Annotated in this window: 10 protein-coding genes; all 10 read right to left on the bottom strand. The window is 69.2% G+C overall.

The features are described 5' to 3' along the window. Positions 1-535: 535 nt before the first annotated feature. The 10 genes from ACWD68_RS19600 to folC all read right to left on the bottom strand — a co-directional run bounded on the left by ACWD68_RS19600 (position 536) and on the right by folC (position 13,835). Positions 536-2,500 carry a TIGR03960 family B12-binding radical SAM protein gene (locus ACWD68_RS19600; protein ID WP_451807671.1) on the bottom strand — a complete coding sequence of 655 codons (1,965 nt, stop codon included), beginning with the start codon at positions 2,498-2,500 and terminating at the stop codon, positions 536-538. Positions 2,501-2,768: 268 nt separating this feature from the next. Then, the gene (locus ACWD68_RS19605; protein WP_451807672.1) at positions 2,769-4,280 is read right to left on the bottom strand and encodes a CYTH and CHAD domain-containing protein; all 1,512 of its coding nucleotides are present in this window, start codon (positions 4,278-4,280) and stop codon (positions 2,769-2,771) included. A 128-nt stretch (positions 4,281-4,408) separates the two neighbouring features. After that, on the bottom strand, positions 4,409-5,608 hold the full coding sequence (rodA, locus tag ACWD68_RS19610; RefSeq protein WP_451807673.1) for a rod shape-determining protein RodA: 1,200 nt from the start codon (positions 5,606-5,608) through the stop codon (positions 4,409-4,411). Between the two features lie 34 nt (positions 5,609-5,642). Next, positions 5,643-7,901, bottom strand: a complete 2,259-nt coding sequence (gene mrdA / locus ACWD68_RS19615) for a penicillin-binding protein 2 (RefSeq protein ID WP_451807674.1) — start codon at positions 7,899-7,901, stop codon at positions 5,643-5,645. A 140-nt stretch (positions 7,902-8,041) separates the two neighbouring features. Further along, positions 8,042-8,713 (bottom strand): rod shape-determining protein MreD, encoded by a 672-nt coding sequence (gene mreD, locus ACWD68_RS19620; protein ID WP_451807675.1) that lies wholly within the window; start codon positions 8,711-8,713, stop codon positions 8,042-8,044. Between the two features lie 18 nt (positions 8,714-8,731). Further along, entirely contained in the window at positions 8,732-9,670 is a 939-nt protein-coding gene (mreC, locus tag ACWD68_RS19625; protein ID WP_451807676.1) for a rod shape-determining protein MreC, read from the bottom strand. A gap of 221 nt (positions 9,671-9,891) precedes the next feature. Next, complete coding sequence (locus ACWD68_RS19630; protein WP_261708775.1) at positions 9,892-10,911, bottom strand: rod shape-determining protein; 1,020 nt, start codon at positions 10,909-10,911, stop codon at positions 9,892-9,894. Positions 10,912-11,337: 426 nt separating this feature from the next. Then, a complete protein-coding gene (gene ndk, locus ACWD68_RS19635; protein ID WP_451807677.1) occupies positions 11,338-11,751 on the bottom strand; it encodes a nucleoside-diphosphate kinase in 414 nt (137 codons plus the stop codon). 180 nt (positions 11,752-11,931) lie between these two features. Next, positions 11,932-12,291 (bottom strand): DUF4233 domain-containing protein, encoded by a 360-nt coding sequence (locus ACWD68_RS19640; RefSeq protein ID WP_451807678.1) that lies wholly within the window; start codon positions 12,289-12,291, stop codon positions 11,932-11,934. 5 nt (positions 12,292-12,296) lie between these two features. Continuing rightward, on the bottom strand, positions 12,297-13,835 hold the full coding sequence (gene folC, locus ACWD68_RS19645) for a bifunctional tetrahydrofolate synthase/dihydrofolate synthase (protein ID WP_451807679.1): 1,539 nt from the start codon (positions 13,833-13,835) through the stop codon (positions 12,297-12,299). Between the last annotated feature and the right edge of the window lie 147 nt (positions 13,836-13,982).

Consider the following 13,982-nt stretch of genomic DNA (forward strand, 5'->3'; position numbering starts at 1 on the left):
CCGAAACAGCGGGTGAGTGCTGTTCTGTAAGGGGGACGTGATCGGTAGCAGTGATGCGCAGGTCACTCCGGCTACAGAGAGACAGCCCAGCTCGTGGGCGCATCTCGACTGTGGCGGACGCTCTTGACCGCGGTTGACCGCGCTGTGTGGCACGACTGTGGTTTGCGTCGACACGTGCGTCGTGGCGCTACTCCAACATGCACGCAGTGGAGAAGGTTGTAACTCAACCGCGGTTCAGGGAAGCCAAGGCTTATGGACCTACACGCCAGGCGAACGCCAACGAGCCCCCTCCCAATCAAGGAAGGGGGCTCAGATGCTCTCGGTGGCACGGCAACGCCCGAACTGCTCTCAGACGCACTCCACCTCGGAGACAATCCCCGCAGAGCCTCCAGGGCCCGGCAACGGCGCCTGGGAGGACACCGCCTGTGCAGAGGGACGAGGGGGCGAAGCGCAGACCGCAGCCAGCACAGCCGCCATCTCGTCCTCGCTCACCCCCGCCAGGGCATCAATCACCCGAACGAGTGCCTCGTCCACGTCAGTGACTGTGACCGGTCGGCGCCGGCGCGGCGTTCTTGACCGTCAAGGGCAGCAGCTTCTTGCCGGTCGGGCCGATCTGGATCTGGGTGTCCATCTGCGGGCAGACGCCGCAGTCGAAGCACGGTGTCCAGCGGCAGTCCTCGACCTCGGTCTCGTCGAGGGAGTCCTGCCAGTCCTCCCAGAGCCAGTCCTTGTCGAGGCCCGAGTCGAGGTGGTCCCAGGGCAGGACCTCCTCGTAGGTGCGCTCGCGGGTGGTGTACCAGTCGACGTCCACGCCGAAGGCGGGGAGGGTCTTGTCGGCGCAGCTCATCCAGCGGTCGTACGAGAAGTGCTCGCGCCAGCCGTCGAAGCGGCCGCCGTCCTCGTAGACGGCGCGGATGACGGAGCCGATGCGGCGGTCGCCGCGGGAGAGCAGTCCCTCGACGATGCCCGGCTTGCCGTCGTGGTAGCGGAAGCCGATCGAGCGGCCGTACTTCTTGTCTCCGCGGATCTTGTCGCGGAGCTTCGTGAGGCGGGCGTCCGTGTCCTCGGCGGAGAGCTGCGGCGCCCACTGGAAGGGGGTGTGGGGCTTGGGGACGAAGCCGCCGATCGACACGGTGCAGCGGATGTCGTTCTGGCCGGAGACCTTGCGGCCCTCGGCGATCACGCTCATCGCCATGTCGGCGATCTGCAGGACGTCCTCGTCCGTCTCCGTCGGCAGGCCGCACATGAAGTACAGCTTCACCTGGCGCCAGCCGTTGCCGTAGGCGGTGGAGACGGTCCGGATGAGGTCCTCTTCGGAGACCATCTTGTTGATGACCTTGCGCAGGCGCTCGGAGCCGCCCTCGGGGGCGAAGGTCAGGCCCGAGCGTCGGCCGTTGCGGGTCAGCTCGTTCGCCAGGTCGACGTTGAAGGCGTCCACCCGGGTGGAGGGGAGGGACAGGCCGATCTTGTCTTCCTCGTACCGGTCCGCCAGGCCCTTGGCGATGTCGCCGATCTCCGAGTGGTCGGCGGAGGACAGGGAGAGGAGGCCGACCTCCTCGAAGCCCGTCGCCTTCAGGCCCTTCTCGACCATCTCGCCGATGCCCGTGATGGAACGCTCGCGCACCGGGCGGGTGATCATGCCCGCCTGGCAGAAGCGGCAGCCTCGCGTGCAGCCGCGGAAGATCTCCACCGACATGCGCTCGTGGACGGTCTCCGCGAGCGGGACGAGGGGCTGCTTCGGGTACGGCCATTCGTCGAGGTCCATGACGGTGTGCTTGGACACGCGCCACGGGACGCCCGACTTGTTCGGGACCACGCGGGCGATCCGGCCGTCGGGGAGGTACTCGACGTCGTAGAAGGCCGGGATGTAGACGTTGCCGGTCTTCGCCAGGCGGAAGAGGACCTCTTCGCGGCCTCCGGGGCGGCCCTCCGCCTTCCAGCCGCGGATGATCTCCGTCATGTCGAGCACGGCCTGCTCGCCGTCGCCGATGATCGCCGCGTCGATGAAGTCGGCGATCGGTTCGGGGTTGAAGGCCGCGTGACCGCCGGCCAGCACGATCGGGTCGTCGAGCGTGCGGTCCTTCGACTCCAGCGGGATGCCGGCCAGGTCGAGGGCGGTCAGCATGTTCGTGTAGCCCAGCTCCGTGGAGAAGGACAGGCCGAACACGTCGAAGGCCTTCACCGGGCGGTGGCTGTCCACGGTGAACTGGGGGACCCGGTGCTCACGCATGAGCTCCTCGAGGTCCGGCCAGACGCTGTAGGTGCGCTCGGCGAGGACGCCCTCGCGCTCGTTCAGGACCTCGTAGAGGATCATGACGCCCTGGTTGGGCAGGCCGACCTCGTAGGCGTCGGGGTACATCAGCGCCCAGCGGACATCGCAGTCCTCCCACGGTTTCACCGTGGAGTTGAGCTCTCCGCCGACGTACTGGATGGGCTTCTGCACATGCGGGAGCAGAGCTTCGAGCTGTGGGAAGACCGACACGGCCGTTTCGGCAGGCATCTCGCGAACCTTCGTGAGCGGACAGAGGTGACCATCCAGCGTAACGCGGCCGGAGGGACCCACCGCACCGCCGGACGCCCGCCCGCCCCCGACACGACCGGAGGAACACGGCCCCCGGCCGCCTCACGGCCCCCGGCAGGACCGGACGGACATCCGCCCCAGCAGCCGCCCGCCCCATGGCGGCGCCACACCGGACGGACACCGGCCCAGGTCGCCCCGGTCTCCGGCCGCACCGCCGGACGGACACCGACCTCCGGCCGCACCGTCGTCACACGGACGTCTGGCCCTCGATCGCCTCCCAGACCTCCGGCAGGGCCGCCTCCGCCGCCGCCGCGCGCTGCTCCTCACGCCCGTACAGCACTCCGTAGGTGAACGAGCTCTCCCCCGCCGCGTGCGCCAGACCGGCCAGTTCCCGCAGGGCGTCGCGGGTCATCACGCTGTCCTGGTGGTCGCCGAGCAGGCTCTGCAGCGACTTCATCGACTTGACCAGGCCTGCGGCCCCTCCACCCAGGGCCGGGGCGGCGGCCTCCGCGGCGTAGCGGGTGCGCTTGGCCTTCTTGCGGGCTTCGTGCATCGCGTTGTCGCGGTCGGCGCCCGGCGGCCGGTCGAGGGCCTCCGAGACGAGGTCGGAGACCTTGGTGAAGTCCTTGCGGACGGCCTTGGCGATCACCTTCGCGGGATCGCCCGCGGCCGCCTTGAGCAGCGGCGGGTCGGCCACGAGCGCGTCGAGGGCGGTCAGCAGCGCGAGGTAGCGCTTTCCGTCCAGGACGGCGATCAGACGGCGCCGGGAGCCGCCGTGGCGGGCGTGCGCCCAGGTGCGCAGCCGGGTGCGGACGGGGCCGGAGAGCAGGGTGCGCGGCAGATGGTCGAGGGATTCGGTGAGCCGCTCGGTGAGGACTTCCTGGTCGCGGTCGACTCCGAGCTCGCCGGCCAGCCACTTCAGCTCGTCGCCGATCGGGTCGGTGACCGCGCGGTCGAGGATCTTCCCGTACGAGCGGAAGGTGCTGCGCGTCCGGCGGGTGGCGACGCGCATGCTGTGCACGGAGTCGTGGAGGTCGCGACGGACGGCCGGGTCGAGTTCGACGATGGCGTCGTACTGGGCGCGGAGGTAGGCGAGGACGTGGTCGCCCGCGGTGACCGGCTCCTTCGCGGGGGCGGACTTCTTGGGGCGCTTGCCGGTCTCGCCCAGTGCCTTCGCCAGTTTGGAGGACGAGGCGGAGCGGTTCAGACCCGCCTTGCGGAGCTTCTTCTCGACCTTGTCGAGGAAGGCGGGGTCGCCGTCGTCCGCGAGTTCCACCTCGATCTCGGTCCATTCGGCGGTGCCCTCGCCCCCGCTGAGCCGCTGGGCGCGGACGCGGTCGAGGCTGACCTCGGCGAGCAGGGCGCCGGAGTCGTCGACGAGGTGGCGGATGTCGCGGGCGGACAGCAGGCGTACGAGGGGGACGAGTTCGGCGTCACGCACGCGGGAGCGCACAAGGCCGGACAGTGCGCGGGGCACGGTGTCGGAGAGCGGGGCGCGGATCTCGTCGCGTACGCCCTCGGAGACGGGGAGTTTGAGGTGCCAGCCGGCGTCGGCGCCTCCGGTGCGGCGGCGCAGGGTGAGGGAGGCGGCGGCGAGTCGCTGGTCGGGGGTGTCGTAGTAGGTGGCGTCAAGTTCGGCGACGCCCTTGTCGACGACGCCCGCGACTCCGGAGACACCGCTCAGGTCCGGCAGATCGGTGTCGCCCTCGGCCGCGGGACCTTCGTACTTACGCTCGATCTCGCGCTTCGTGTCCGCCATGAACCGAATCTAGACGCGATTGCCGGCCGTGGGCAGTACCCAATCGGCCCCTACTTGCTCATGGACGGTCTTTTCCCGTTGGACCGGGTGTCGCCTCGTGTTCTCCGGGGCGACACCCGGTCCTCCCGCTACGCGGACATCGGGCGCTGCACCCTGATCGACTGCAGGAGGCCCACCGCGACCCAGACCGCGAACATGGAGGATCCGCCGTAGGACACGAACGGGAGGGGCAGTCCGGCGACCGGCATGATGCCGAGGGTCATGCCGACGTTCTCGAAGGACTGGAAGGCGAACCAGGCGATGATCCCGGCGGCGACGATCGTGCCGTACAGCTCGGTCGTCTCGCGGGCGATGCGGCAGGCGCGCCACAGGATCACGCCGAGGAGCAGCAGGATCAGGCCCGCGCCCACGAAGCCCAGTTCCTCGCCGGCGACCGTGAAGACGAAGTCGGTCTGCTGCTCGGGCACGAACTGGCCGGTCGTCTGGGAGCCGTGGCCGAGGCCGGTGCCGAAGAGGCCGCCGGAACCGATGGCGATCCGGGCCTGGTTGGTGTTGTAGCCGACGCCGGCCGGGTCGAGCTCGGGGTTGGCGAAGGCCGCGAAGCGGTTGATCTGGTACTCGTCGAGGATGTGCAGCTGCCAGACGGCGACCGCTCCGAGGGCGCCCGCGCCGATCAGGCCGAACACCCAGCGGTTGGAGGCGCCGGAGGCGAGCAGCACGCCGAGGATGATGATCACCATGACCATGACCGAGCCGAGGTCGGGCATGAGCAGCACGATCATGATCGGGACGGCGGCGAGGCCCAGGGCCTGCAGCACCGTGCGGTGGTCCGGGTACGGCTTGTCGCCGGCGTCGACCCGGGCCGCGAGCAGCATCGCCATGCCCAGGATGATCGTGATCTTCACGAACTCCGAGGGCTGGAGCGAGAAACCGCCGCCGAAGACGATCCACGCGTGGGCGCCGTTGACGGTGGCGCCCAGCGGGGTCAGCACCATGAGGATCAGGAAGACCGAGAGGCCGTACAGGATCGGCACGGCCGTGCGCAGGGTGCGATGGCCGAGCCAGATCGTGCCGATCATCAGGCCGAAGCCGATGCCGGTGTTCATCAGGTGGCGGATGAGGAAGTAGTACGGGTCGCCCTGGTTGATCTCGGTGCGGTTGCGGGTCGCCGAGTAGACGAGGGCCGAGCCGATCATCGAGAGCGCGACGGCCGACAGGAGTATCGGCCAGTCGAGACGGCGGGCGAGCGAGTCGCGGGCGAACAGCCGTGTCCAGCCCGCGCGCTCGGGTCCGTACCCGGAGACGGAGAAGTTGTTGGCTCCGGTCATGTCAGGAACCTCAGCACCTTGGTCGCCGCGGTCGTCATGTCAGGATCCTCTTTCCCCGCCGCTTCCTCGGGCGGGCCGCACGCCTACGGGTGTCGCGGTTGCCGGTGCCGGGTGAGGCAGTGGTGCCGGCGGGCAACTGCTGGTCGGTGGGGCCGTCCTTGGGTGCCTGGCTGGCCTGCTGGTCCTTGGCCGGGTCCTTGGAGATGGCCGGGGAGTCGATCGAGCCGTCGGTCTGGATCTTCGGCAGGCTCTTCTGCGGGGTCGGCAGCAGGGCCTTCTTCTTGTCGATGGCGCCGTCCTCGGAGACGCCGTAGAGCGCGTTGTAGATCTTGCGCACGGCCTCACCGGAGGCGCCGGAGCCCGTACCGGCCTGGGAGATCGTCATGATGATCGTGTACTCCTTGGAGTACGTGGCGAGCCAGGACGTGGTCTGCTTGCCGTAGACCTCGGCGGTACCGGTCTTGGCGTGCAGCGGGATCTTGTCCTGCGGCCAGCCGCCGAACTTCCAGGCGGCCGTACCTCGGGTGACGACACCCGCGAAGGCCTCGTTCATGCCCTTGAGCGTCGCCTTGCTGACCGGCAGCTTGCCGTTCACCTTCGGCTTGATCTCCTGGACGGACTTGCCGTCGGCGCTGACGATCGCCTTGCCGATGGTCGGGGCGTACAGGGTGCCTCCGTTGGAGACCGCGGAGTAGATGGCGGCTTCCTGGACCGGGGTGACGAGGGTGTCACCCTGTCCGATGGAGTAGTTGATCGAGTCGCCCTCGCGCATCCTGTTGCCTTCGAGGCAGTTCTCGTACGCGATCTGCTGGACGTAGGTGCCGCCCTTCTTGCCGCTCTTGCACCAGGCGTCCTTGTTGGCCTTCCAGTAGTCCGCCTTCCACTTGCGGTCCGGGACGCGGCCGGTGACCTCGTTGGGGAGGTCGACGCCGGTCTCCTTGCCGAGCCCGAACTGGTGGGCGGTCTTGTAGAAGTAGTCCTTGGGGGTCTTCTTGGGGCTGATCCCGCCGTCCCTCTTCCACTCGTTGTCGGCGAGGCCGTAGAAGACGGTGTCGCAGGAGACCTCCAGTGCCCGGCCGAGCGAGATGGGGCCGAAGCTCTCCCCCTCGAAGTTCTTGAAGACCTGGCTGCCGACGGAGTAGGAACTCGTGCACGGGTAGCGGCCGTCGAACTTGTAACCGGCTTGGACCGCGGCAGCCGTGGAGATCACCTTGAACGTCGAACCGGGCGCCGACTGACCCTGTATGGCCCGGTTCAGCAGCGGATAGTTGGACTTCTTGCCGGTGAGCGCGGTGTAGTCCTTGCCGGAGATGCCGCCGACCCAGGCGTTCGGGTCGTACGTCGGCTGGGACGCCATGGCGACGACGCGGCCGGTCTTGGCCTCCATCACCACGACCGCGCCGGAGTCGGCCTTGTAGTTCTCGCCGGTGATCTTGTCGAACTGGGTCCGGGCGAACTCCATCGCGTAGTTCAGCTCGTACTCGGCGACGCGCTGGACGCGGGCGTCGATGCTGGTGACGAGGTTGGCGCCGGGTTCGGCCTTGTCGCTCTTGGCCTTGCCGATGACGCGGCCGAGGTTGTCGACCTCGTAGCGGGTGACGCCGGCCTTGCCGCGCAGCGCCTTGTCGTACTGGCGCTCCAGGCCGGAGCGGCCGACCTGGTCGGAGCGGAGGTAGGGCGAGTCGGTGTCCTTGGCCTTGGTGATCTCGTCGTCGGTGACGGGCGAGAGGTAGCCGAGCACCTGCGCGGTGTTGGCCTTGCCGGGGGCCGCGTAGCGGCGCATCGCCTCCGGCTCGGCGGTGATGCCGGGGAAGTCCTCGGAGCGCTCGCGGATCTGCAGGGCCTGGCGGGCGGTGGCCTCGTCGGTGATGGGGATCGGCTGGTAGGGCGAGCCGTTCCAGCAGGGCTGCGGGGTCTTGGCGTCGCAGAGGCGGACCTTCTGGATGACGTCCTGGGGCTTCATGCCCAGCACACCGGCGAGCTTGGTGAGGACGGCCTTGCCGTCGTCCGGCATCTTCAGCAGGTCGGTGCGCGAGGCGGAGACCACGAGGCGGGTCTCGTTGTCGGCGATCGGCACGCCCCGCGCGTCCAGGATCGAGCCCCGTACGGCGGGCTGGACGACCTGCTGGACGTGGTTGCCGGAGGCTTCCTTGGCGTACTCGTCGCCGTTGCGGATCTGGAGGTACCAGAGGCGTCCGCCGAGCGTGCCCAGGAGGGAGAGTACGAGAATCTGGATGACGACGAGTCGGATCTGGACCCGTGGGGTCCGACCGGTCTCGGGGATATTGGTCACTGCTGCTGCCTCCCCCTCTCAGTGTGTGTACGAGACATACGAGTACACGGCGAACCTGTGCGCGGCGGCACCGCGGCCGGTCAAGTTCCGTGACCCGTGCGGCGCTTGAGGTGTGCGCCGGGCGGTCCGCTTCGCTGTCGTCACAGCCGCTTGACCCCCTTGATGCGTCCGGCGCGGGCGACCCGCGCCTTGGCCGCCTTCACACGCAGTCCGCCGCGCTGGCTGCCGATGCGCAGCCCGGTGCCGGAGGACAGCCAGCCCGCGGAGACGTCGGCCGCCTTGGAGGCCGAACCGCCCTCGGCGAGCGGATCGTTCTCGGCGCGCCGGGCCAGTGCCATCAGCACGGGGACGACGAACGGCGCGAGCAGCAGGTCGTAGAGGGCGGCTGTGAACAGCAGGCTGCCGAGCCCGACATGGCGGGCGGCGGTGTCGCCGACGAGGGCGCCGACACTCGCGTACAGCAGGGTGGAGCCGATCGCGGCGGCGACGACCACGATCATCGGTCCGGTGGCCGACTTGAGCCGGCCGTTCTCCGGCTTGACCAGGCCCGCGAGATAGCCGATGACGCAGAGCACGAGGGCGTAGCGCCCGGCGGCGTGGTCGGCGGGCGGGGCGAGGTCGGAGAGCAGCCCCGCGCCGAAGCCGATGAGCGCGCCGCCGACATGGCCGTAGACCATGGCGAGCGCGAGCACCGTCAGGAGCACGAGGTCCGGGACGGCGCCCGGGAGATGAAGTCGGGCAAGAACGCTCACCTGGATCACCAGGGCGACGACCACCAGGGTGACGGAGAGCAGCATCCGGTTGAAACGCATGGGATTCGGCTCCTCCTGCTACTGCTGCTGGCCGTCGACGGGCACGCTCGCCGAGGGGGTGACCGTCACGGTCACGGTCGGCGTGGGCGTAGGTCTGGGTTTCGGCGGCAGTACGGTGTCGCGCGGATCGCTCTTGGGAGCCGCGACGACGACGCCGACGATGTCGAGCTTGGTGAACGAGACGTACGGCCTGACGTAGATCGTGCGGGTCAGGTCGCCGCCGGACGGGTCGACCCGGGAGACGACACCGACGGGCACACCGGGCACGAACGGCTTGTCGGCCTGCGAGCCGAAGGTGACCAGCCGGTCGCCCTTCTTGATCTTCGCCTTGGCGTTGAGGAGTTCGACGCGCAGAGGGCGGTCGCCCTGCCCGGAGGCGAAGCCGAGTTCGTCCGTCGATTCCATGCGGGTGCCCACCGTGAAGTCGGGGTCGTTGGCGAGCAGCACGGTCGCGGTGTCCGGGCCGACGGTGGTGACCCGGCCGACCAGGCCGTCGCCGTTCAGGACGGTCATGTCGCGCTTGACGCCGTCGTGCGCGCCGACGTCGATGGTGACGGTCCAGGAGAAGCCCTGGGCCGCCCCTATGGCGATCACTTCGGCGCCCTTGATCCCGTACTGGCCCTCGCCCGCCACCTTGATCATCTTGTCGAGCTGCTTGAGGCGGCTGCGGTTGCGGTCGTCGCTGCCGAGCTTCGCCTTCAACGCCGCGTTGTCGTGCTCCAGTTGAGCGACGCGGTCGTGGCGTGTGCTCGAGTCGCGGACGGCGGCGATGGCGTTGCCGACGGGGTCGACCGCGGACGACACCCCGTTCTCGATCGGGCCGAAGACCGTCGCGGCGGCCTGGCGGGCACCGTCGACCGGTGAGTCCTGCCCGCCGCGGATGTCCACCGTGATCAGTGCGAACGCGATGGCGATCAGCAGCACCAGGAGCAGCCGGCTCTCTCGTGTGTCCCTCACGTGCGGCGGCCGTGCCTTCCTCGTTGTATTGGGTCAACAGGGGCGCACCCCGGGCGAAACCGATGCCCACGGTGCGATGAGGCTGGGATGGGGTGGGGTGCGTGACGGGGTGGGTGTTATGGGAGAGGTTATGACTCTTTGTCGCGAGAGTTTATGCCTCCATACCAACGATCCGCCGTACGAGAGGGGATCATCTCGTACGGCGGAATCGAAGTGTTACCTCATCTGCGGGGCTGGGCGTCCAGAACCTGCTGGAGCGCCTCGAACTCCTCGACACACTTACCGGAACCGAGCGCCACGCTGTCCAGCGGGTCCTCGGCGATATGGATCGGCATGCCGGTCTCGCGGCGCAGTCGCTCGTCGAGGCCGCGCAGCAGGGCTCCACCGCCGGTCAGAACGATTCCGCGGTCCATCACGTCACCGGAGAGCTCGGGCGGGCACTTGTCGAGCGTCGTCTTCACGGCGTCGATGATCGCGTTGACCGGCTCCTCGATCGCCTTGCGGACCTCCGCCGCGGAGATGACGACCGTCTTGGGCAGTCCGGAGACCAGGTCCCGGCCTCGGATTTCGGTGTGCTCGTCAGTGTCGAGGTCGTACGCCGAACCGATCGTGATCTTGATCTGCTCCGCCGTCCGCTCACCGAGAAGGAGGCTGTACTCCTTCTTGATGTGCTGGATGATCGCGTTGTCCAGCTCGTCGCCCGCGACGCGGATGGACTGGGCGGTGACGATGCCGCCGAGCGAGATGACCGCGACCTCCGTGGTGCCGCCGCCGATGTCCACCACCATGTTGCCCGTGGCCTCGTGGACCGGCAGGCCGGCGCCGATGGCCGCGGCCATCGGCTCCTCGATGATGTGCACCTGACGGGCGCCGGCCTGGGACGACGCCTCGATGACGGCACGGCGCTCGACGCCCGTGATGCCGGAGGGCACACAGACGACGACACGGGGGCGGGCGAGGTAGCGCCGCTTGTGGATCTTCAGGATGAAGTAGCGGAGCATGCGCTCGGTGATCTCGAAGTCGGCGATGACACCGTCCCTCAGCGGACGCACGGCAACGATGTTGCCCGGCGTCCGCCCGATCATCTTCTTGGCTTCCGCGCCGACCGCGAGGATCCCGCCGGTGTTGGTGTTGATCGCGACGACCGACGGCTCGTTGAGTACGATCCCGCGACCCCTGACGTACACCAGCGTGTTGGCGGTCCCGAGGTCGACAGCCATGTCACGGCCGATGAACGACATTGAGTTCCCCATCAGGATTCGTCTGGCCTTCCCAAGTGGAGCTTTGACGGCTTTTTAGGACGGCGAGGTGGGTGCAGTGACGTGAAGGCTTCCATCGTAGACGCGCCTGCACGAACACTGCGCGAGGGTCTTCGCCATTGTCAGCAGATGACGTACCCACTCGCTTGTGGAGACGGGCCATCGGGGGCACGCGTTCCCCCGATCAGCACGCATATGCCACGGGACGGCCGGATATTTCACGGCCGTCCCTGGTCAGGCTGTCCGAGCGGCGCTGACGCAGTCTCAGAAAATTTCTTCAAAACGTGCCGCCCGGCGCGCCCGGGAGATCGTCCGGACGGCCTCACCGAGACCGTCCGCCACCCCGGACACGACCGTCCGTAGGCGAGAGGGTGACCCTCCGTGCACGCGGACGCGACGTCCGTACGCTCAGACGCGGCCGGGGAAGAAGATCTTCACCTCGCGCTCGGCGGACTCCTCGGAGTCGGAGGCGTGGATCAGGTTCTCGCGGACGATCACGCCGTAGTCACCGCGGATGGAACCGGGCGCGGCGGCGATCGGGTCGGTCGGGCCGGCGAGGGCGCGCACGCCCTCGATGACCCGCTCGCCCTCGACGATCAGCGCCACGACCGGACCGGAGGCCATGAACTCCACCAGCGGCTCGTAGAAGGGCTTGCCCTTGTGCTCGCCGTAGTGCTGCTCCAGCGTCTCCTGGTCCAGCGTCCGCAGCTCCAGCGCGGTGATCTGCCAGCCGGCCTTGCGCTCGATACGGCTGATGATCTCGCCGGTCAGGCCGCGACGGACGGCGTCGGGCTTGAGAAGGACGAGGGTGCGCTGGCTCACGGGATGGCTCCTTCGGGTCACACTGGTGCGGAAGACCGAGGCTACAGGGCGTGTCCGGGTGGCTGTCACACAGCGTCAGGTGATACGGGCACACCCCGCCACCGGCCGCCGCCGGCCCGGACCGAGGCGCCGCCCGCTCCGGGGCGCGGCCGCACCGCGGTGCCGCCGGCCCCCGCGCGGCTATGCCGGGGTGCCGCCCGCGTCGGCCTGCGCCTGCGCGGCGAACCTGGCCTTCGCCTCGTCGATCTTCCGCCCGTAGTGGACCGACGCCCACCACAGGGCCGCGAAGGCCGCGCCCAGGACGAACATCGACGGAACGACGAAGCCGCCGGCGATCAGCAGGACCTGCAGCGCCCAGCCGAGCTGCACACCGCCGGGCCGCGTGATCATGCCGCACAGCAGCACGCTGAGCGCCATCAGGACTCCGCAGACCGTCCAGACCGTGGCCGTGGCCAGATCGGGTTCCTTCATGGCGACGAGCCCGGCGAAGCCGATGACGAAGAACTCGCCGATCAGTGTCGAAGCACAGAGCGTACGCACGAGAATCAGCCCCTCCCCAGGAGCAGTCGGACCTCGCCGACCGTGATGACGGATCCGGTGACCAGCACGCCGCCGCCCGCGTACTCGCCCTCTTCCTCGGCGAGCGTGATCGCGGCCTCCAGCGCGTCGTCGAGCCGCGGTTCGACCTGCACCCGGTCCTCGCCGAAGACCTCGACGGCGATCCCGGCCAGTTCGTCCGCGTTCATCGCGCGCTGGCTGGAGTTCTGGGTGACGACGACCTCGGCGAAGATCGGCTCGAAGGCTTCGAGCAGCCCCCGGACGTTCTTGTCGCCGCTCGCTCCGACGACGCCGATCAGCCGGCTGAAGTCGAACACCTCGCTCACCGCTTCGGCGGTGGCGCGGGCGCCCGCCGGATTGTGCGCGGCGTCGAGCACGACGGTCGGCGAGCGCCGCACGATCTCCAGGCGACCCGGCGAGGTGACCGCGGCGAACGCCTTGCGCACGGTGTCGATGTCGAGCCGCTGGGTGTGCGCCGAGCCGACCCCGAAGAACGCCTCGACCGCGGCGAGCGCCACGGCGGCGTTGTGGGCCTGGTAGGCACCGTGCAGCGGCAGGAAGACCTCTTCGTACTCCCCGCCGAGACCGCGCAGCGTGAGCAGCTGCCCGCCGACGGCGACCTGTCGTGCGACGACGCCGAATTCGAGTCCCTCGCGGGCCACCGTCGCGTCGACCTCGACGGCCTTCTTCAGCAGTACCTGGGCCGCGTCGACCGGCTGCTGCGCCAGGATGACGGTGGCGTCCTGCTTGACGATGCCCGCCTTCTCGGTGGCGATCTCGCCGGGTGTCTCCCCGAGCCTGTCGGTGTGGTCGAGGTCGATGGGGGTCACGACGGCGACGTCCCCGTCGATCACGTTGGTGGCGTCCCAGCTGCCGCCCATACCGACCTCGACGACGGCGACGTCCACGGGCGCGTCGGCGAAGGCGGCGTACGCCATGCCGGTGAGCACCTCGAAGAAGGACAGCCGGTACTCCTGCTGCCCGTCGATCATCTCGATGTAGGGCTTGATGTCGTTGTACGTCTCGACGAACCGCTCGGCGGCGATCGGCGCCCCGTCCAGGCTGATCCGCTCGGTGATCGACTGCACGTGGGGGCTGGTGTAGCGGCCGGTGCGCAGGTCGAAGGCGCTCAACAGCGCCTCGATCATGCGGGCGGTGGAGGTCTTGCCGTTCGTGCCCGTGATGTGGATCGAGGGGTACGCGCGCTGCGGCTCCCCCAGGACGTCCATCAGCGCCGCGATCCGGCTGACGGACGGCTCGAGCTTGGTCTCGCCCCAGCGGGTGGCGAGTTCGGCCTCCACCTCACGCAGCGCCTTGTCGACCTCGGGGTCCGAGGGCCGCCCGGGTACGTCTGCCTGCGGAGCGCCGCTGCCCTGGGTTCGCAGGGTGCGGCTGCCGGCCTCGATCACCGCGAGGTCGGGGTCGCGCTCGGTCTCGTTCGCCACGATCTCGTCGAAGAGACCGTGCGGGTCACGGTCTTCCGACTCGTCGGACGCGCTGCTGTCGTGCGGGGGGAGGTCACTCACGGGGCCAGTCTACGGAGACGGCGGGGTGTGGGGGCGTGTGGGGCCGTGTGGGGGTTTCGCCCCCTCCGCCCAGAAGATCAGCCCCTCCGGCGTTTGAGGAGCGGGGGTCCGGGGGCAGCGCCCCCGGGTACGGGACGGGAAGCGGCG

This window comes from Streptomyces sp. NPDC005141, assembly GCF_053599975.1.